The following is a 19,491-nucleotide window of genomic DNA, read 5'->3' as shown; positions in this document are numbered from 1 at the left end:
GCCCTTTAATGTACTTTATCGTTACTTCGCTAATAACGAAATATCTGCGGTGGTGATAAACAGACTACGCAACAATAACAGCAATGCCAGACGGTTTGTTTTTACTGCCGGGTCATCAGCCATAACCATCACGTTATCAAAGAAGGCATCGATACTGGGGCGTAACGTCGCCAGCTGAGCGAGTACGTCGGTGTACTCCCGGTTAGCCGCATGGCTGTGAATACTGTCCTGAATTGCCTTGATATCGTTATACAGGGTGACTTCTGCGTCTTCTGAGAGCAATGCCTCATCGACTTTCTGGTCGCCTTCAACGTTATTTTTGGCAAGAATATTCGCAACACGCTTGTTAGCCGCTGCCAGCGCCTCAGCTGCTTCGTCTTGCTTAAAGTCTGCCACTGCATTGATCCGGGCCAGGAAATCGGTTGGCTGCGTAGGACGGCGAGCAGATACGGCCTGAATCACATCGGTTTCTATATCCTGATCATGCAGCAAGGCATTAAAGCGGCCCAATACGAAATCGACTACTTGTTTGGTCACGTCTTTGTTGGTTAGCTTATCGCCATATATATCTGCAGCCTTGGCAACCACATCCTGCAGATCAATCAGTAATGATTTCTCGGTTATAATCCGCAACACACCAATGGCTGCACGACGCAATGCAAAGGGATCTTTATCGCCTTTCGGTAACTGGCCAATACCGAAGATACCGACTAGGGTATCGAACTTGTCGGCCAGTGCAACAGCTGCGCTTTCTGGCGCTTCCGGTAGCACATCGCCCGCGAAACGTGGCAAGTACTGCTCGTACAATGCATTAGCGACCGGAGCGGGTTCACCGTCATGCAGGGCATAGTACTTACCCATGACACCCTGAACATCCGGGAACTCCATGACCATATCAGTCATCAGGTCAGTTTTAGACAACAAGCCTGCGCGCGTGGCATGAGCGTTGTCTGCACCAATGATATCGGCAATGTAGCCAGATAATGCTGAAATCCGATCAGATTTCTCTTTCAAAGTACCTAATTGCTTCTGGAACAGAACGGACTCAAGTGAAGCTAAACGTGACGCCAAAGATTGCTTTTTGTCGGTATTAAAGAAAAACTCAGCATCGGCCAGGCGAGGGCGAATAACTTTCTCGTTACCCTGTATAACCTGAATAGGATCATGGCTTTCAATATTGGTAACGAAAAGAAATTTATTGGATAAAGAACCGTCTTTGTTCAGCAAAGGCACGTATTTCTGGTCGCCTTTCATGGTGTAAATCAGTGCTTCTTTAGGCACATCCAGGAAGGCTTCATCGAAGCTGGCCTGCAATACTACCGGCCACTCCACTAATGCGGCGATTTCGTTTAACAAACTTTCATCGTAATCGGCAACCAGGCCAAGCTTGTCGGCCTTGGCATTCAGAGATTCAGCAATGCTGGAGGCGCGACTAGCGAAATCTGCCACGACATAATGTGCTTTCAGGGCGCTTTGGTAATTGTCGGCATGATCCAGTTCAAAGGTTTTCTCACCGTGGAAACGGTGGCCCTGAATAGTTCTGGCACTGCTTAATCCCAAGGTTGCGATGTCAATCAGTTCATCACCATAAAGCGCGCACAACGTGTGTACCGGGCGAATAAACTGGGTGGTGTAATCGCCCCATTTCATCGGTTTAGGGATGGGCAGTTTGGCAATCGCCTGACTGACGATGTCTTCAAGCAGTTCACTAATCTTCTGGCCTTTTACTTCGGCCTTATACAGTAGCCATTCGCCTTTATCGGTAATCAGACGGTCGGCATCCTCAACATTGATACCATTACCCCGAGCCCAGCCCATGGCCGCTTTGGTAGGGTTGCCGTCTGCATCAAAGGCTGCTGAGACGGCAGGGCCGCGCTTTTCTACCACTTTATCCTGCTGCGATTCTGCCAGACTCGTAATGTACACCGCTAAACGACGCGGCGCCGCAAACCACTGCACATTGCTGTAACTCAGCTCTGCTGCACTTAACGCATCTTTGATGTTATCGGCAAAGCTTGAGCCCAGTTGGATAAGGGCTTTCGGGGGTAGCTCTTCGGTACCCAGTTCAACTAATAAATTATCGGTGCGCACCTTTTACTGCTCCTTCTTACACAGCGGGAAACCAAGCTCTTCACGGGCATTGTAATAAGCTTGTGCAACGGCTTTGGCAAGGGTTCTAACGCGTAAGATGTAACGTTGTCTCTCCGTAACAGATATCGCGTGGCGGGCATCCAGCAGGTTAAATGCATGGGATGCTTTCATTACCTGTTCATAAGCTGGCAACGGCAGATTCTTTTCGATCAGCATTTGGCAGGCAGATTCACATTCATCAAAGGTTCTGAACATCACATCTACATTGGCATATTCAAAGTTATAGGTCGATTGTTCCACTTCATTCTGGTGGAACACATCGCCATAAGTGACTTTACCCATCGGGCCGTCAGTCCAGATCAGATCGTAAATACTATCAACGCCCTGGATATACATGGCCAAACGCTCAAGACCATAAGTGATCTCACCGGTAACGGGTTTACATTCAAGGCCACCTACTTGCTGGAAGTAGGTAAACTGGGTGACTTCCATACCGTTTAGCCAGATTTCCCAGCCAAGACCCCAGGCGCCCAGAGTGGGTGATTCCCAGTTATCTTCTACAAAGCGTATGTCGTGCACCAGCGGGTCGAAACCAAGCTCCTTCAATGAGCCCAAGTACAGCTCCTGGAAGTTGTCCGGTGAGGGCTTTAACATGACCTGGAACTGGTAATAATGCTGCAGACGGTTAGGGTTTTCACCATAGCGACCGTCAGTAGGGCGTCGGCTTGGTTGTACGTAAGCACTGCTAATAGGCTCGGGGCCCAATGAACGCAGGAACGTCATAGGATGAAAGGTACCTGCTCCAACTTCCATATCCAGTGGTTGAATAATCACACAACCTTGTCTGGCCCAGTAATCCTGTAAGGCAAGGATCAAGCCCTGAAATGTTTTAATATCGTACTTGTGCATACATTAACGACTATAACTGACTGATGACTTAAAGAAGTGGGTTAGTATACATTTTGTAGGGCCATGAATGTAGGCCTTGGGCGGCTTAATTACCCGCTTGTTGACTAAAAAGTCTGGTTTATTCCAACAAAATCGACATTGTTCAGCGAGGTGTATTGTGGGCAGCAACCATCACAGGAGATAAAAATGAGTGAAAGTGTTATTCGGTGTGGCTGGGTTTCGGACGACCCAATTTATCAGCAATACCATGATGAGGTGTGGGGGCGGCCGGAATATAACTCCCAACAACTGTTTGCGAAATTGTGTCTGGATGGTCAGCAGGCCGGATTAAGCTGGATTACGATTTTAAAGAAACAGGCGGGATTCGAAGCAGCCTTTCATCAGTTCGACCCGGTAAAAATTGCCGCCATGACCGAACAGGACGTAGAGCGGCTGCTGCAAAATCCAGAAATTATTCGCAGCCGGGCGAAAATCACTGCCATTATTACCAATGCCAGGGCCTATCTGGCACTTACCGAAAACATGACATTCAGTGACTTTATCTGGCAATTCACCAACCATAAAACCGTGGTTAACCATTGGCAGGATTATCGGGATGCGCCTACCAGTACTGCGGAGTCGAAGGCGATGGCGAAGGCCCTGAAAAAGGCAGGCTTTAAATTTGTCGGGGAAACGATCTGCTATGCGTTTATGCAGGCTGTGGGCATGGTCAACGACCACACCACAGACTGTCACTGTTACGAAAGCGTGCGGGAATTAGCCAATTGCGGGTAGCGCTCTTCGCAGTAGGCAATAACAGCCGGCAGCTCCTTCAGGACCGGCGTTTCGTGTTGCTCTTCGATAGCTTCACGGGCTTTATCTTCATTGAACCGCTGCTGTTTAGATAACGCCTTACGGTCTTCTAAGATGGCGAAGCCGCTGACTTCTGTAAACAGTGTATGAATTGCCGGATAATCACCGGCGTAATCGCGAGCTTCTTCCGGGAGCGCCCTGAGTAACCGACAAATACGAATAGTACCTTCCGATACATTGCACTGTTGCTGCTGCATCGCTCTGGCAATGGTGTGAATGCTTTCAAACATCACTACCAGGCGCTTTTCCCGGGCATCCTTTTGGCGAGCGTTTTGCTGCTGCAACTGAAAAACCAGCTTGCCGGCGTAAACACCCAGAGCAGCAATGATCAGCAGGCCAATGCTAACCAGAATTATCCAAAGCATAGTTATTTCTCGTAGTCGTCCAGTTTCAATGCATCGAGTGCATCTAAGTTGTCGATTTCGTCTTCCGCTTCTTCGTCATCATTGATACCCATCAGATCACATAACACTTTATGGCGAGCCATGGTGGTATCGACATAGTGTTGTTGCTCTTTGGTTATCTTCTCGCCGTCGTCCAGTTTATCCAGCAAGCTGGCCAGACGATCATCGGCCTCAATGGCTGCTAATTCTTCAGCCGGGGTGGCGAACTTTCGCTTTTCAATCTTTGCCGGTACTGATTTTATCAGTGGTACCGGTTTCTTACTCCCTAAGCGCGGGTCCTTGTTGGTATGGGAAGCGGTTTTTTCCGCCTTTTTCTGTTCAACATTATGCCGGCTACCGGGGGCTTTGCCTTTGTGCTTTTTAGGCCGTTCAGAAGACTTGGTATTAACATGATCAGGGTTCTTACGAACGCCAATCAAACCTACCTTTCTGGATTTTCTCTTTTTTGCCATAGTGTTTAGTCGAGCTCCTGCGCTCTGATACAGTGTTTAATAGCTACCATTATAACGCGTTATTACGCGAGCTTCTGCATCAATACAATGTCGCGGTCCTCAAAGATCACATTTAACTGATACTCGCGGGCCAGCCAGGAAAAGGTTTCAACAGAAAAAAAGCTGACATGAGTGGGATCATTTTTGTAATGCCAGCTGGCAAACTTTTCGGCGCTTAGCACCCGCTTGGTCATGATGGCAAGCCAGCCCTGTGGTGCGAGTAGCGTCATCCACTGCCGCCATTCTGTTGCTGGCGTATGGAAATGTTCGATAGATTCCGTTGCCGTGATCAAGTCATAGCTCGGGCGGGGTATTTCCTTGGGGCCGAAAAAGGGGTCAAAGCAATCTGCGTTAAAGCCTGCCTTGTTGAGCAAATGCGCAAGTGCCGGGACCGGGCCTGAACCGTAATCTAACACCTTTGAGTCTGTATTCAGGTGCGGTGTAATACAGGTAACCAAACGATTAAGGTAACGAAGATAACCGTCATCCTCGAGGCTATTCTGATGCAGGCGGTACTCAGCCAGTTCCTGTTCTGTGGTAGGTAAGTATTGCGGATCGACAAACACCAACAGACACTGATTGCAGCGCAGGTAGGTTCGTTTTTTATCCTGATGAAACTGAACGTATTGTTCAGACTGGCAAAGTGGGCAATTAAACATGATTTAGTGCAATAAAAAAGGTGATGGTATCACACCATCACCTTGTTAATTGAGTGTCAGATGACACCTCTCCCGTTAGTGCACTTCTCTGTGCGGCTGGCTTTCCTGCAGTGCTCCCCTTATTGTTCTTTTTCACAGAGCATTTTTGTTCTGGGTCTTCCTGACACTTTATAAATTCATCCGTGGACTGACTTTTTATTTTTGTTGTTATCGTCGGGCTGTTTCACAACAGGTTTCACGACGCAAACTAGCTTACACTAACTGTAATAAAATACAACACCAAGTGTTACATTTTATTAACAATGACGTGTAAGCTTTGGTCAGTACGGTAAATTTTAGTGTAAACCGGCAATATAATTAGCCAGGATTTCGATGTCTTCGTCTGTCAGTTTAGAGGCTACGTCACGCATCATACCGTTCATATCATTATGACGCTCGCCGGCGCGGAAGGCTTTTAACTGGGCAGTCGTATACGCTGCATGCTGACCGCTGATATCAGGGAAACCTGCTAATTGCATGCCGTTACCATTTGGGCCGTGACAGGCAATACAAGCCGTTACACCACGTTCAGCATCTCCACCGCGATACAACGCTTCACCCGGCTCAACAAAGTTTTCAGGGGTAGAGCCCGGCGTAGCCTCCTGGCTTGAGAAGTAAGCGGTAAGGTCCGCAATATCCTGATCGCTCAGCGGGGCTGCCATACCGTTCATCACGGCATTATTACGACCTTCTTTGCCACCGGTAGAAGAGGCCAAGCGGAATTCGGTTAATTGTTTTACCAGATAGTTTTGGTGCTGACCGGCAATCTTAGGGTTCATGTCGATCATACTGTTACCATCAGGTCCGTGACAGGCAGCACAGACAGCTGATTTTGCTTTACCAGCTTCAGGGTCTCCTTCGGCAGTAACAGAAGTGGTAAACCCAAGGGTTAAACAAACCAACAAACACAGTTTTTTCATAATTTTTCTCTTACAAGGATCCAACGGCTGATGTGATATACGTGATATCATGCGTATTTTACACATTTAACGCGTCAGAAAAACCTATTCCATGCTAAAACTATGGAATAACATCGGTTTAATATTGAACTACGACTAATGTAGCAGACGTTCTGACATTATGAGTACCCCATGAGTTATTACAGCAAAGCAAAATTTTTTACCAGCGCTCCCGACATTAAGCACCTTAAAGATGATAGCGGTATTGAGGTCGCCTTCGCCGGACGGTCGAATGCCGGTAAGTCCAGTGCTTTAAATACACTGACCCGGCAAAAGAACCTTGCCAGAACCAGTAAAACCCCAGGACGCACTCAACTTATTAACGTGTTTGAGCTGGAAGCCGATAAACGACTGGTGGATTTGCCCGGATACGGTTATGCCAAAGTACCGTTGGCCATGAAAGAGAAATGGCAGCGCTCCCTAGGTGAGTACTTACAACGGCGCAAAAGCCTGAAAGGCCTGGTTGTATTGATGGATATTCGTCATCCTTATAAGGACCTCGACCAGGATCTGATCCACTGGGCAGTGGATGCAGGTATCCCGGTACTGGCGTTGTTAACTAAAGCCGATAAATTAAAATCGGGTAAACGCAAAGCGCAATTACTGATGGCCAGGGAGGCCGCTCTGGCGTTTTGTGGTGACGTAACAGTACAGACTTTTTCGGCTTTAAATAAACACGGTTTGCCAGAATTTGAAGCGATACTGAATCAATGGTTCGGTTTGATCAGAGAAGAATCGGCGGATGATAAGGGGAGCGCTGATTAGTAGCGTCCAAAAAAATAACCCCATTCATAGAATGGGGCTAAGGACTGAGAGAAAACACATAAAAAAACCGATTATAAGAGTACGCAATCACCCCGAAAGTTCAGAAATAATTCATTTATTTTTAAATTAATTTTATTTTTATTATTTATCAGTATCTTAAGCTTTGAAAGATGTGCTTCGGGTGTATAGTGGAAACGCATTTTGGACAGCCTGAACCAGCCCTTCTGCAAATTTATTCCAGACATAAAAAAAGCTCCGGTAAACACCGGAGCTCAAATCAAAGGTTTGAAAAATGATTTCTCACCTCTGTACCCTACAGTGGTAAGACTACCTAAGCTGAACGAAAACGGCAAGTCAAAAATGTAATTTTATTACTTATATGACCGCCGTATTGCCGTAATATTCGGCAATTGTTACGTTTTTTTTGAAATCTAATTACTTTTTTAGTGTGCTTCTTCCCAGTTTTCGCCATTTCCGGCTTCAACTTTCAGTGGCACCGACAGCGTTGCCGCCTGTTCCATCAGTTCAACAATCGTTGCAACGTTGGCATCCAGGGTGTCCTGTTTAATTTCGAATACCAGTTCATCGTGTACCTGCATGATCATGACCACGTCATCGCTGCTGTTGCTGCGGATCCAATCGTCAACCTGGATCATGGCCATTTTTATTACGTCAGCGGCCGTACCTTGCATGGGCGCGTTAATCGCCGCTCGTTCAGCGCCTTTGCGGCGCGCACCGTTGCTCGACTTGATTTCTGGCAAATACAGTCGGCGGCCAAATACGGTTTCGACATAACCATGTTCTTTCGCAAATTCGCGGGTGCGATCCATGTAATCCAGCACGCCGGGGTAACGCTTGAAATACAGATCCATATATTCCTGAGCTTCCTGACGGCCAACGTGTAACTGTTTAGCCAGACCAAAAGCAGACATTCCATAGATCAAACCAAAGTTTATTGCTTTGGCGCTGCGGCGCTGGTTATCGGTGACTTCATCCTCAGTAACATTGAATACCTCAGAGGCCGTTGCCCGGTGTATATCCTTGCCGTGGGCAAAGGCGTCGACAAGTCCTTTATCGCCGGATAAATGCGCCATAATCCGCAACTCGATTTGCGAGTAGTCGGCTGCGACAATCTTGTAACCCTCGCGGGCAATAAAGGCTTTACGAACCCGACGGCCTTCTTCGTTGCGAATAGGAATATTCTGTAAATTTGGATCCGTTGAAGATAGCCGGCCGGTAGCGGTGACGGCCTGATGATAAGACGTATGCACACGGCCGGTTCGATGATTGATCATCTTCGGTAGTTTATCCGTGTAAGTGTTTTTAAGCTTGGTCAGGCCGCGGTATTCCATAATCAGTGCCGGCAGGGGGTAGTCCAGAGCCAGTTCCTGTAACACTTCTTCTGAGGTTGACGGTGCGCCTTTGGGGGTTTTTTTAACCACCGGCAGCTCCATCTTCTCAAACAGAATATGTTGCAGTTGTTTGGTTGAACCTAAATTAAACGACTCGCCGGCCATCTCATGCACTTCTTTTTCGAGTTCCATGATCCGCGTGGCCAGCTGCTGACTTTGCTGACTTAATTGCTGACTGTCGATGAGCACACCTTGTTGCTCCATACGGGCCAGAATAGAGGCCAGTGGTACTTCAATTTCCTGCAGGATCTTTTTCAGTGTGTCTTCGGCCGCTACTTTTGGCCACAGCACCTGGTGTAAACGCAAGGTGATGTCGGCGTCTTCTGCTGCGTAAAAGGCGGCTTGTTCCAGATCGATCTGATTAAAGGTGAGCTGTTTAGCACCTTTACCAGCGATTTCCTCATAGTGAACGGTGCGGTGGTTCAGGTAATTTTGCGCCAGGGTATCCATATCGTGGCGACTACCGGTGCTGTTGAGTACATAAGATTCCAGCATCGTATCGAAACCAATGCCATCAAGGGTAATGTCGTAATTAGCGAGCACATTTTTGTCGTACTTCAGATGCTGCCCTACCTTTATCCGGGAGACATCCTCCAGCCAGGGTTTTAGCTGCTTAAGTACCCAGTCTCTTGAAAGCTGTTCAGGCGCATCCGGATAATCATGTGCAACCGGCAGATACGCCGCAACTCCGGGCTCCATACAAAAGGACATCCCCACCAGCTCGGCTTCCATATAGTCCAGGCTGGTCGTTTCTGTATCAAACGCAACAATATCGGCCTGTTGAATTTTTTCAAACCACTGGTTGAACGTAGCTTCGTCGAGAATCGTTGTATAGTTTGTTTCAATATCAGTATCGGCAGCTTCTTCGTCGTTATCGGTACTTGTGATGCCTGAATCTGTTGACGCTGGTGTAGCCTGGCTACTGGTTACTTCGGTGTACCAGCGCTTAAATTCATATTCGCTGTATAAGTTGGCCAGCTTGTCGTTATCAGCCTGCTCAGGCGTAAGAGTTTGTGGCGAATAGTCTAGGTTAAGGTCTACATCGATGGTTGCCAGTTTGTAGGATAAACGGGCCTGTTCTTCAAACTCCGCCATTTTCTTACCCAGTGTTTTCGCGCCGCGAAAATCCAGTTCGGCAATTTTGTCGAGATTTTGGTAAATGGTTTCGATGCCACCAATACCGTTTAACAGTCCCTGGGCGCTCTTGTCTCCAACACCCGGTACACCAGGAATGTTATCGACTTTATCCCCTTTAAGTGCGAGGAAGTCGATGACCAGTTCTGGCGGGATTCCAAATTTATCCTGCACACCCTGAACGTCCATCAGTTGGTTGTTCATGGTATTGATTAACGTTACATGCTCATTCACTAACTGAGCCATGTCCTTATCGCCGGTGCTGATAAGCGTATCTATACCTAGTTCGCTGGCCTGGCGGGCGAGGGTACCGATTACGTCGTCGGCTTCTACACCGTCCTCGATAATCAGCGGCAAGCCCATGGCCTTAATAATCTCGTGCAACGGTGCTATTTGCGAGCGGAGTTCATCCGGCATGGGCGGGCGGTTGGCCTTGTACTCCGGATAGATATCATCCCGAAAGGTTTTTCCCTTGGCATCAAATACCACGCCAATATGCGTTGGGCTGTACTGTTTGATCAAGCTTTTGAGCATATTGATCACGCCATAGATCGCGCCGGTGTCCTGACCTTTGGTATTGGTTAGTGGTGGCAATCCATGAAAAGCTCTGAACAGGTATGACGACCCATCGACGAGGATAAACGGGGGCTTTGAAGGGGATGACATGATTAAAATCTTCTCTTGCTATGGTCTGTGGCGAAGCATGCCATACACCTTTGGCAATGGCTACTATTGCGATCCATGTGATTGTGGATAACTTTGTGATCTAATGTGATCAACGTAAAAAGGGCACGATCCGATCGCTACGATTTTGGTAGCAGATCTTTATGAAAAGTAAGGGAAAAATAAAAGTTTTGCAGACTCTATCCTGCTTTATTATTTCCATATATTATTGTGGATAACCCAGCTGTCTATTATTTGCTCAGGCGCTGGTACAAAGGATAATTTAGCATATACCAGTAGAAATCCTAGTTTTGGTTGATAAAATTTTTAATGGTTAATGGCAATTCATAAAATGAAATTGCATAAGCCAGAAAGGACACAGTATGGAGACAAGATCATGAAAAAAGTAGCAGTAATTCTGAGTGGGTGTGGCGTTTACGACGGCGCCGAAATCCATGAGTCCGTGTTAACTCTGCAGAGTATTCTTAAACACGGTGGCAGTTACCAGTGTTTTGCTCCGGACAAGCCGCAGTTGCACGTTATTAATCACCTGACGGGTGAAGTTGCAGAGGGAGAGTCGCGTAACGTACTGGTGGAGGCCGCGCGGATAACCCGAGGCGAGGTTAAGGCTGTAACAGAGTGCAACGTTGACGACTTTGATTTGTTAATTTTACCGGGGGGCTTTGGCGCAGCTAAAAACCTGTGTACTTTCGCGGTAGATGGCGCTGATTGTGAGTTTGACGCCGATGTACTGACAGTTTGTAAAGCCTTTGCTGATGCCGGTAAACCGGCTGCATATGCCTGTATTGCACCTGCGCTGGCAGCAAAAGTGTATGGTAACAGTGTAAACCTGACCATTGGCAACGATGCTGGTACCGCAGAAGCACTGGAGCAATTTGGTATTAAACATCAAAACTGTGCAGTGACCGATGTCATTATCGATAGTGAAGCTAAACTGGTAACAACGCCTGCCTATATGCTTGGCCAGAACCTGCTGGAAGTAGGGGAAGGGCTTGATAAGATGGTGCAGGCCGTGTTTGCCATACAGTCGTAAACTGAAGAGTCTCTTGGTTGTGTGCGGCTTTCGCTATATAGTGAGGGCTGCATCAATTCAATAACATAAAAAATAGCCAACATACTATAATGCATTATCGCGCTATCATTCGTATTTTAGGGTTACTGGTTGCACTGTTCTCAGTCACCATGATTCCACCAGCGATCGTTTCTCTGATTTACGAAGACGGTAGTGGTTTGCCATTCTTCCTGGCTTTTATACTGTGTATCCTTACCGGTTGCGCGTTTTGGTATCCCAATCGCATGCATCGCCAGGACTTAAGGGCCCGCGAAGGCTTTCTGATTGTGGTGTTATTCTGGTCGGTACTGGCCAGTTTTGGTGCTATTCCGTTCATTCTTCTTGAACAACCTTCTATGACCGTAACCGATGCGTTTTTTGAGTCGTTTTCGGGTTTAACCACCACTGGTGCAACGGTGATCGAAGGGATTGATTTTCTGCCCCATTCCGTTCAATTTTACCGGCAGCAGTTGCAGTGGCTGGGTGGTATGGGGATCATCGTACTAGCGGTGGCTATCCTGCCAATCCTTGGCGTGGGGGGAATGCAACTATACCGGGCCGAAACACCAGGGCCGGTGAAAGACTCTAAAATGACTCCGCGGATCGCCGATACGGCTAAACATCTCTGGTACATCTATTTATCGTTGACCAGCGCATGTACCCTGGCTTACTGGTTTGCCGGGATGAACTGGTTTGATGCCATATGCCATTCGTTCTCGACCATAGCCATTGGCGGGTTTTCTACCCACGATGCCAGCCTCGGTTATTTTGATAGTCCTGTGGTTAACGCCATTTGTGCTATCTTTTTGATCATCGCAGCATTTAACTTTTCACTGCACTATGCTGCAGCCAGTGGTCGCTCTCTGAAAGGCTACTGGCAGGATCCGGAATTAAAAGCCTTCCTGTTTATTCAGGCGGCATTGATCAGCGTGTGCTTTATAGTGCTGGTCTTTCATAATCACTTTAGCGATGCTGAAGAAGCCCTGGATCAGGCTGTTATCCAGGCCGTGTCGATCAGTACTACCGCAGGGTTCGCTACCACCGACTTTGCCAACTGGCCGTCATTTCTGCCTATTCTGCTGATTTTTTCCAGCTTCATTGGAGGCTGCGCAGGTTCTACCGGCGGTGGCTTAAAAGTTATTCGGGTGTATTTGCTATTTCTGCAAGGCAAGCGCGAAATAGACCGACTGATCCATCCTAAAGCCGTTTACTCAGTTAAGTTGGGTGAACGGGCGATGCCAGACCGGGTAGTAGAAGCCGTTTGGGGCTTTTTCTCTGCCTATGCCATTGTCTTTGTCGTCATTATGATAGGTCTTATTGCTACCGGGCTGGACAACATTACCGCATTTACTGCCACGGCTGCCACGTTGAATAACCTTGGACCGGGTCTTGGTACCGTTGCCGGTACGTTTGCCGATGTCAGCGATGGCGGTAAGTGGTTACTGGTTACCGCCATGCTGTTTGGTCGACTGGAAGTCTTCTCCTTACTGGTACTATTCTCGCCAACTTTCTGGCGGGGTTAGCAGCACTACCTGACAAAACTGACCTGTTCGACGGCTGTTAACATACCTTTTGATGGGGCATTAGGTTGAGGACGGATCAAATTGTCTTCCATCCATTGTTCAGTTAGACAGGCGTAGCCGCCAACACCCCAGCCTTCGCTCCAGCTGTTGGCCATGATGACACAATAATCACCTTCTTCTGCCTTCATTGCTTCAGGTAATTTTATATAACCTATCAATAACATAGCGTGTCCGGCTGCATGCATGCCGCCAGCTTCCTGGTTGTTAACCGGGTCGTTAGCCCTTACCAGTCCTTTGGTTCGCATGTAGCTTTTGGTTAATGTGAAGCCTGCTGCGACCGGCCGGTTAGCCCGTATATGTTTAAGGATCTCGGGGATAGTAAAGTCCTGTTGCATACCTGTCACACGCAATACACCCTGGCTTTCATCCAGACAGCGATTGCTCAATGGGGTGTATGTCAGGTTTTGAGCGTTAGCTGCCGGCACATAAGGGCAGGCCTCTTCACGCCTGATAGCGGTGAGCGGATTGATCTTCTGTGACAGGGAGAAACCTATATCGAAATCTGAGCCGTCACCTGAATTTTTAGTGGTACAGGCCCTATCTATGCAGTCTGGCCGGCTAATCCAATAAAAGTGCTGTTCCGAAAAGTCCAGTTGATACTGGAGGTACTGTGGATGTTGTGCCAGTAATGTTTCCACCGCTCTAATGCCGGTAAAGGCTGCGCAAGTACCTCGTCGCTCCTGATTTCGGATAGGCACTTCCATAGCGGCAGGAATAACATAAAAGTCGCCAGGCTTCATGCCGGCGAGCGGATCTACGCGAGTAGGGAAGCTTCCTATAGCTGGTGACTGCACCGCCTGACTCAACGAAGCCAGGTCGAAAGTGGTTTCGAGGTACTCTTGTTCTTTTCGCTGATACTTGCGCTTGGCAATCCCCCACCTGCGTAATACTTTGTTGTAATCATCAGTCCATTGATCCACCGTGCTCCGATAGCTTTTCTTAAACCCTGACATCATGTCACTCATGCCACCATAGACGTCGTCTGCATAACCTTTTTTCTCGGGCTCGGGCTCAGGTTGCGGCTCGGGCTCAGGTTGCGGCTCGGGCTCAGGTTGCGGCTCGGGCTCAGGTTGCGGCTCGGGCTCAGGTTGCGGCTCGGGCTCAGGTTGCGGCTCGGGCTCAGGTTGCGGCTCGGGCTCAGGTTGCGGCTCGGGCTCAGGTTGCGGCTCCGGCTCAGGTTGTGGCTCCGGGTCAGGTAAGGGTTCGGGGATAGGGTCTGGTTTGCGTTTTTCCTTGTCTATGGCTTTTTTCTTGTCGTCGGCATCCAGACTCAACCCCATATCTTCTAACAGTTTCTGCATCACGAAAGAACCATATTGAGTAATTTCACCGGGTTTCCCCTGATCAGCTGGCGAAACTGTGGTAGCGCCGTGGCTAATGCCGGTAATACTGAATATTGTAAGTAACGCAATACCTTTGCTGGTTAGTTTATCCATTTTCCTCACCATAATGTCATTAAGCAGCACGTTGGTTGTTTGGCGGCCTTTAAATATTTTGGTACTTATCCATCCGGGTGCGTACTTTTTTCAGGTATTTACGGGTTTCTTCGTACGGTAGCTTTTCCAGTAGTAAGTCGTAGACTTCCTGTGGTTGCATGGCGTTAATTCTGTCTGCAACTGTGCTGTTGAGGCTGGTTGACTGGCCATCGGTAAACGCGCGGGTAACGTTCCCCACGCCGGTATTGTATGCCGCTATAGCACAATACAGGCGACTTTGCGGGTTAGTTATCTTAGTTAAGTAGCGGTTATTCAACAGGTGTAAGTAAGCAGAGCCTGCTTCAACGTTCTGTTCGGCGATAAACAGGTAGTCTTTATCTAATGGCTCCCGCTTACTGTGCAAAAACTCATTAACGTCGATTCCCGCTGAGGTTGGTACTACCTGCATTAGGCCGTACGCGGGAATATGAGACACTGCCAGTGGATTAAAACTGCTTTCAGTGTGAATCATCGCCACAATCAGCGGGACGGGAATTTCCATCACTGAAGAATATTGCTTGGCGTAGGGTTTAATCTCTGTGATACGGTCTTGCAATTCCTTAGGCTTAATTGCAATAGTGAGTCGGGTTATACGCTTGTTCTTTAATTCAGATGCTTTTTGGTTTTTATCCCGTTTAATTTTGTTTATAGAAAATGAATGGCTCTTTTCAGACTGACTGGCTACCCGGGTGATCGTCTGGTCTACAGTCTTCGATGGTGAACTCAATTTGTCTGCCATCATTTGAAAGGCTATTTCATCCTGGAGCTGGCGGGCTGCAAATGCCTGGTTCTCAGCTTCTATGTCGTCATCGGTAATTTCTGGTTGAGCAACTTCTACTTCGGCGTTTTGTACCAGCTTGTCGAGATCATCGAAGGTATCGTTGGCAGCGTAGGATTTTAAGATATTCACCGCTGTTCCATTGGAGTCTTCGGGCTCTACGCTTTTGAGCTTCTCCAAAGCTGCCACCACCTTGGTTTGATCGACCGTTGCGTTAGCGTCATGTAGTACACTGACGACAATTTTTTTGGCTTCGTAATCGACCACTGTTTTAATTTCGGGGTCGGGATAAACTACCACCGTATCCTGATCGCTTATTTCTACTTCGCCCCACTTTTCCAGTAAGTCGGTACGAAACGCGGCGAGTTTTGCATTGTAGCGCGCCTTAAAGGCTGCAAATTGTTGAATACGGCGTAGCTGGAACGCCTCGAATTCCTTTTCGCGACGTTCTTTAAAGGCTTGCTGGTCAGCGGTAAGCTTGGTTTGTGCCGATGTGGCGGCCGGCAGCGTCAGGGCTGCGGCCAGCAAACTAAAGCACAAAACGGCATTAAGCTGAGGTAAAGCGAAAAATTCCCTTGTTTTCATAGCCTTTCCCCTTTGTTGTATTACTGAACCTTAATCATGGACATCAGACGTTCGCGTGCCTGCTCATTTTCGAACAGTTGTTTAATCTCGGCATCTTCATCCTGTAGCGCGGCAAACACTTTTTGCTGATTAGCCTTAAAGGTTGCTTCGTCCATAGCCAGCAGCACGTACTGACCACCGCTGGGGCTGGTCATGGTGCGAACGGTGCGGGTTCCAAACAGGGTCATGGATGAAACCGTTTCACGAACCATGTCAGTATCGATGACATACTTAGATGCTTCTTCAGTTTCCAATGATTTTTGATACTGGCTGAACATGTCCGATACCATAGTCGCGAAATAAGATGACATTTTGGCTCTGGCGTCTGCTGTGGCGGCGGAGTTAGTCATGGTTGCTGAGGGCTTCTTCTCGGAGAAACCCACCTGAGTAAAGGCAAAACCTTCCACCGGCACGCCACAAATCCACATCGGCGCGGCTTTTTCCGGGGCATCCTGGTATACGCACTCAGGCGTTAATACGGTTTCCTTTTTTGTGGTAATGCCATCTGACGTAGAGCTACAGGCACCTATACCAAACAACATGGGTAAAATGAGAGCGAGCTTTTTCATAATATGATCCTTTAAATGATGTTATTGAAAAGAGTTCTTAATGTTATCCGCGAGGTTGCCACCCTTGGTGATGTCATCCCAGAAGCTCTTTTCAAAGTCCGTTTGAGCGATATCGCCTTTCTTCAGTTGGCCTTCGGCCTCTTCATCAACAATAACCCAGGCATTGTTGGCATCTATCATGTCTGACACCACACCTTTAAAGTCATAATACACTGTTGAAACTTTGTTCTTACCAGTCGTGTAATCTGGTTGAGAAAGCTTGGTTGCGAATATAATTTTCTGGCCCTCTTTCAGCTTCTGACTGGCGCCCAGGGTAATATTCACAAGGTGCAGATCGCCGCGCTTGCGGTACTGCATAACATAACCACTCTGACTAAAGTTCTTTTGAATTTCTGACAAAATGTTATAGACACTGTTGCCGGAGGCCTGCGAGGCCAGGCTGTAGGCAATATCCTGACTAACAGGGCAACTGGAGTTGCTGATTGACAATGAAGTCGACGCAGTGCCTTTCATCTTAATTGCTTCTGTTTCTTTGAGATCGGGTAATTCAAAGATTTTTACATTACCTGTTACCGTGGCTTCGTAGTCGCATTTCGCTGGTGTATATTGGCGCTTGCCATCGTCATCCACATAGTTTGAAGCGGGAGTAAAAGACTTCGCGATACCCACATTATGGATCGCTGGTAATATGGCAACATCGGCCACATCCACACCCGCTCCGGAGAATTGTCCGGTGGCTTCATAGGCCAGAATTTCATCACCCAGTTTGGTTGCCAGACTGCGGTCAACAATTTCAACCCCAGCCGTTATCAATCCATTTTCCAGTTCGGAGGAAACCTGTCGAACTGCTCCGGTCTCGAAATTTGCATTGCTGTCGATTTTTACCGGGAGTACCACCACGGACTGTTGCTTTCCGGTCAGTTCCGACGGCGTCGGCATAAATTCTGATTCAGGCATGCTGACGATGTACTGAGAGTTAGTAATTACGTCAACTTTATTTTCAACTTTTGTAGTATTCATACAGCCGCTCAATAAGATAGTTGAAACTGCGGTTGCTATGACTCCATGCTTTAAAATTGCTTTCATAGTTTATTACCTAATAATGACACTACTGGGTTAACAGGTTAGTAAGTATTGCGCCGTTGTCGGCGTCGATTTTTGACATAAGGCGTTGATATGCAGCGTTACTTGCATTCGCCTGATTTTGCAACGAACGACCAGATTCATTAATGATCTCTGATGCGATGGGTTGATTGTTTTTATTCAGTTTGATGTCCAGCGACAAGCTGGCGACGTGCTGGTTAAATAGCTTCTGTAGCTTTACGGTATCGAACAACTGAATAGTAAATTCGCATTGGGCATTATCAGCGTTAAGACCAAGGCTTAAAATTTGCTGTCTGAAAGCCAGTCGCAGGTTTTCCTGTTCATGTGGTAAAACATATAAACAAACACTGCTTTGGATATCGCTGAGCTGGGTTTCTGTGGTGCTCAACAACGACTTATATTTATCGGTAGGCTGCGATAGCATGTCGAGGATTTCGATATACCGTACGTTAGTGGCAAACTGTTCAAGGAGCTGCGGTTTATTCTGCACCCACCATTCAAGCTTAGAGGCAACGGTGGCCTGTTCGCGAAGGGCTTTACTTAACTTATAAAAATTACTGGTAAGTTCGCCCCGAAATGTATCGGCTAACTGCTGTTTTTCTACCGAAATAAGGCTGAAAAATGTGCCATCTTCCTGATGATTCTTTAATTTTTTATATTGACTGATCGGCAACGACTCTATGGAACTGGACACTGTTTGGTTGATGTATTCTGCAAAGGCATCATTGTTAAGGATTTGGCGCTGGCTAAAGCCGCCGCTGACCCGGGTACGTAACTGGCCGAGTATATTTTTCAGGGCTACGTCATTAGCCTGCTGCAATGTCTGGCCTTCGCCAATCGCAAATAGTTCGGTTTCACTGGATGGCGGAAACAGGATCCACTCTGGTAATTCAGCCAGAGCTGCTTTGCTAACAGATAACATGATACTGCCCAAACAGAGCAGTAGAAGAATTCGCGGCTTAGTCATAAGCGCCTCCAAAATACGTTTCAAACTCAATCCGTGTGAGTAACGATTCGGTAATCAGAGTGGGGTCGAGTTCTGTATAGGCATAAAAGTTAGGCGGATATGCCGCTCTGAATACCGTTATTGCTTCAACTAATTCATCTTCCTCTCCGGCTTCAAGAAACTCGTTTAGCGCGAGGATTTCCTTAAGGATTGCATCTGCATCTATTTCGACATCATTAACGGAAAGTTCAAGGCCGCCATATTCAACAAAGCCGATGACCCGCTGCATGAACAGGTATTGCTTACCCATATCTTCCGATTCAGCATAGTAAAGCAAGTTGCTGGCGTCCAGATAGAGCCCGTCATCTCCTGTACTTGCCGCGCTAATTGGCTGTTTCGCCAATGGAAAATCCCGGTAAGGCTGGGGAGGGATAAAATCATAAACCAACGGCACAATAACAAAGCCCGCCACTCGGCCGTTATGATTAAAAACGGTGATAATGGCCTTCTCAATATTATAGTACTGAAATCGGACTTCGGGCTGATAACTGGAGGTCTTTATGACTTCTGGCGGGCCGAAAGTGTCTTCTATAAACGGTATTGTGCGGCCGATATTCAACGACTCAAGCTGTTCATATTCTACTTCATGAGTGAAAGCGGCTTTAACATCTTCGTAGGTTGCAGAGACCAGTTCCTTAGTATCATTAAACTGGCCAATAGAAATCAGTGTTAACGCAACACTCACTATCACACGATAAATTGTTGCCCGGCGAGATTCTTGACGTTGCTCCGCCCGGGATTTTTGCTGAGTAGCATCCGACATTGACTTCCCTGCTAACAAGCGGACCTAATAGAAGCGTGAACAAACTCCGGCAACAAACAATCACTGCTTCAACTGGTGATATAACACGCAATTTGTATAACCTAGCACAGGGTTGTGAAGATAAAAAGAATTGTTAGTC

Annotated in this window: 17 protein-coding genes; 4 read left to right on the top strand and 13 right to left on the bottom strand. The window is 47.4% G+C overall.

Annotated features, from left to right (window positions below):
- Window positions 1-21: 21 nt before the first annotated feature.
- Window positions 22-2,091: a glycine--tRNA ligase subunit beta gene (gene glyS, locus AC2T0J_RS06850; protein ID WP_489809395.1), complete on the bottom strand. Its 2,070-nt coding sequence runs from the start codon at window positions 2,089-2,091 to the stop codon at window positions 22-24.
- A gap of 3 nt (window positions 2,092-2,094) precedes the next feature.
- Window positions 2,095-3,000 carry a glycine--tRNA ligase subunit alpha gene (glyQ, locus tag AC2T0J_RS06845; protein ID WP_489809394.1) on the bottom strand — a complete coding sequence of 302 codons (906 nt, stop codon included), beginning with the start codon at window positions 2,998-3,000 and terminating at the stop codon, window positions 2,095-2,097.
- Between the two features lie 186 nt (window positions 3,001-3,186).
- On the opposite strand from glyQ, the gene AC2T0J_RS06840 reads away from it, so the two are divergent.
- Window positions 3,187-3,774 (top strand): DNA-3-methyladenine glycosylase I, encoded by a 588-nt coding sequence (locus AC2T0J_RS06840; protein WP_489809393.1) that lies wholly within the window; start codon window positions 3,187-3,189, stop codon window positions 3,772-3,774.
- Here AC2T0J_RS06840 and AC2T0J_RS06835 read toward each other — a convergent pair.
- From AC2T0J_RS06835 to AC2T0J_RS06820, 4 genes are all read right to left on the bottom strand, one after another.
- Entirely contained in the window at window positions 3,738-4,217 is a 480-nt protein-coding gene (locus AC2T0J_RS06835) for a DUF2489 domain-containing protein (RefSeq protein WP_489809392.1), read from the bottom strand. The two genes, AC2T0J_RS06840 and AC2T0J_RS06835, sit on opposite strands and share 37 nt — an antisense overlap.
- Window positions 4,218-4,219: 2 nt before the next feature.
- Window positions 4,220-4,708 (bottom strand): Der GTPase-activating protein YihI, encoded by a 489-nt coding sequence (gene yihI, locus AC2T0J_RS06830; RefSeq protein ID WP_489809391.1) that lies wholly within the window; start codon window positions 4,706-4,708, stop codon window positions 4,220-4,222.
- Between the two features lie 62 nt (window positions 4,709-4,770).
- Window positions 4,771-5,406 (bottom strand): class I SAM-dependent methyltransferase, encoded by a 636-nt coding sequence (locus AC2T0J_RS06825; protein WP_489809390.1) that lies wholly within the window; start codon window positions 5,404-5,406, stop codon window positions 4,771-4,773.
- Between the two features lie 335 nt (window positions 5,407-5,741).
- The gene (locus AC2T0J_RS06820; RefSeq protein ID WP_489809389.1) at window positions 5,742-6,365 is read right to left on the bottom strand and encodes a c-type cytochrome; all 624 of its coding nucleotides are present in this window, start codon (window positions 6,363-6,365) and stop codon (window positions 5,742-5,744) included.
- 171 nt (window positions 6,366-6,536) lie between these two features.
- On the opposite strand from AC2T0J_RS06820, the gene yihA reads away from it, so the two are divergent.
- Window positions 6,537-7,169, top strand: a complete 633-nt coding sequence (gene yihA / locus AC2T0J_RS06815; protein ID WP_489809388.1) for a ribosome biogenesis GTP-binding protein YihA/YsxC — start codon at window positions 6,537-6,539, stop codon at window positions 7,167-7,169.
- A gap of 443 nt (window positions 7,170-7,612) precedes the next feature.
- Here yihA and polA read toward each other — a convergent pair whose 3' ends face one another.
- Entirely contained in the window at window positions 7,613-10,381 is a 2,769-nt protein-coding gene (gene polA / locus AC2T0J_RS06810; RefSeq protein ID WP_489809387.1) for a DNA polymerase I, read from the bottom strand.
- A 394-nt stretch (window positions 10,382-10,775) separates the two neighbouring features.
- On the opposite strand from polA, the gene elbB reads away from it, so the two are divergent.
- The gene (gene elbB / locus AC2T0J_RS06805) at window positions 10,776-11,432 is read left to right on the top strand and encodes an isoprenoid biosynthesis glyoxalase ElbB (RefSeq protein ID WP_489809386.1); all 657 of its coding nucleotides are present in this window, start codon (window positions 10,776-10,778) and stop codon (window positions 11,430-11,432) included.
- A gap of 89 nt (window positions 11,433-11,521) precedes the next feature.
- A complete protein-coding gene (locus tag AC2T0J_RS06800; protein ID WP_489809385.1) occupies window positions 11,522-12,973 on the top strand; it encodes a TrkH family potassium uptake protein in 1,452 nt (483 codons plus the stop codon).
- A 5-nt stretch (window positions 12,974-12,978) separates the two neighbouring features.
- Here the strand turns inward: AC2T0J_RS06800 and AC2T0J_RS06795 are convergent, their stop codons facing one another.
- The 6 genes from AC2T0J_RS06795 to AC2T0J_RS06770 form a co-directional block, all read right to left on the bottom strand.
- On the bottom strand, window positions 12,979-14,469 hold the full coding sequence (locus AC2T0J_RS06795; RefSeq protein WP_489809384.1) for a C1 family peptidase: 1,491 nt from the start codon (window positions 14,467-14,469) through the stop codon (window positions 12,979-12,981).
- Window positions 14,470-14,518: 49 nt separating this feature from the next.
- On the bottom strand, window positions 14,519-15,871 hold the full coding sequence (locus AC2T0J_RS06790) for a transglycosylase SLT domain-containing protein (protein WP_489809383.1): 1,353 nt from the start codon (window positions 15,869-15,871) through the stop codon (window positions 14,519-14,521).
- A 20-nt stretch (window positions 15,872-15,891) separates the two neighbouring features.
- A complete protein-coding gene (locus AC2T0J_RS06785; RefSeq protein WP_489809382.1) occupies window positions 15,892-16,479 on the bottom strand; it encodes a hypothetical protein in 588 nt (195 codons plus the stop codon).
- Between the two features lie 21 nt (window positions 16,480-16,500).
- The gene (locus AC2T0J_RS06780; RefSeq protein WP_489809381.1) at window positions 16,501-17,499 is read right to left on the bottom strand and encodes a hypothetical protein; all 999 of its coding nucleotides are present in this window, start codon (window positions 17,497-17,499) and stop codon (window positions 16,501-16,503) included.
- A gap of 88 nt (window positions 17,500-17,587) precedes the next feature.
- On the bottom strand, window positions 17,588-18,550 hold the full coding sequence (locus tag AC2T0J_RS06775; protein WP_489809380.1) for a hypothetical protein: 963 nt from the start codon (window positions 18,548-18,550) through the stop codon (window positions 17,588-17,590).
- A complete protein-coding gene (locus tag AC2T0J_RS06770) occupies window positions 18,543-19,352 on the bottom strand; it encodes an ETEC_3214 domain-containing protein (protein ID WP_489809379.1) in 810 nt (269 codons plus the stop codon). Before AC2T0J_RS06770 ends, AC2T0J_RS06775 begins: the two co-directional genes overlap by 8 nt.
- Window positions 19,353-19,491 lie beyond the last annotated feature (139 nt).

The organism is Alteromonas sp. ISO5, assembly GCF_058105165.1.
Note: the sequence above shows the minus strand (reverse complement) of the source record. Positions and strands in the feature narration are given on the sequence as shown.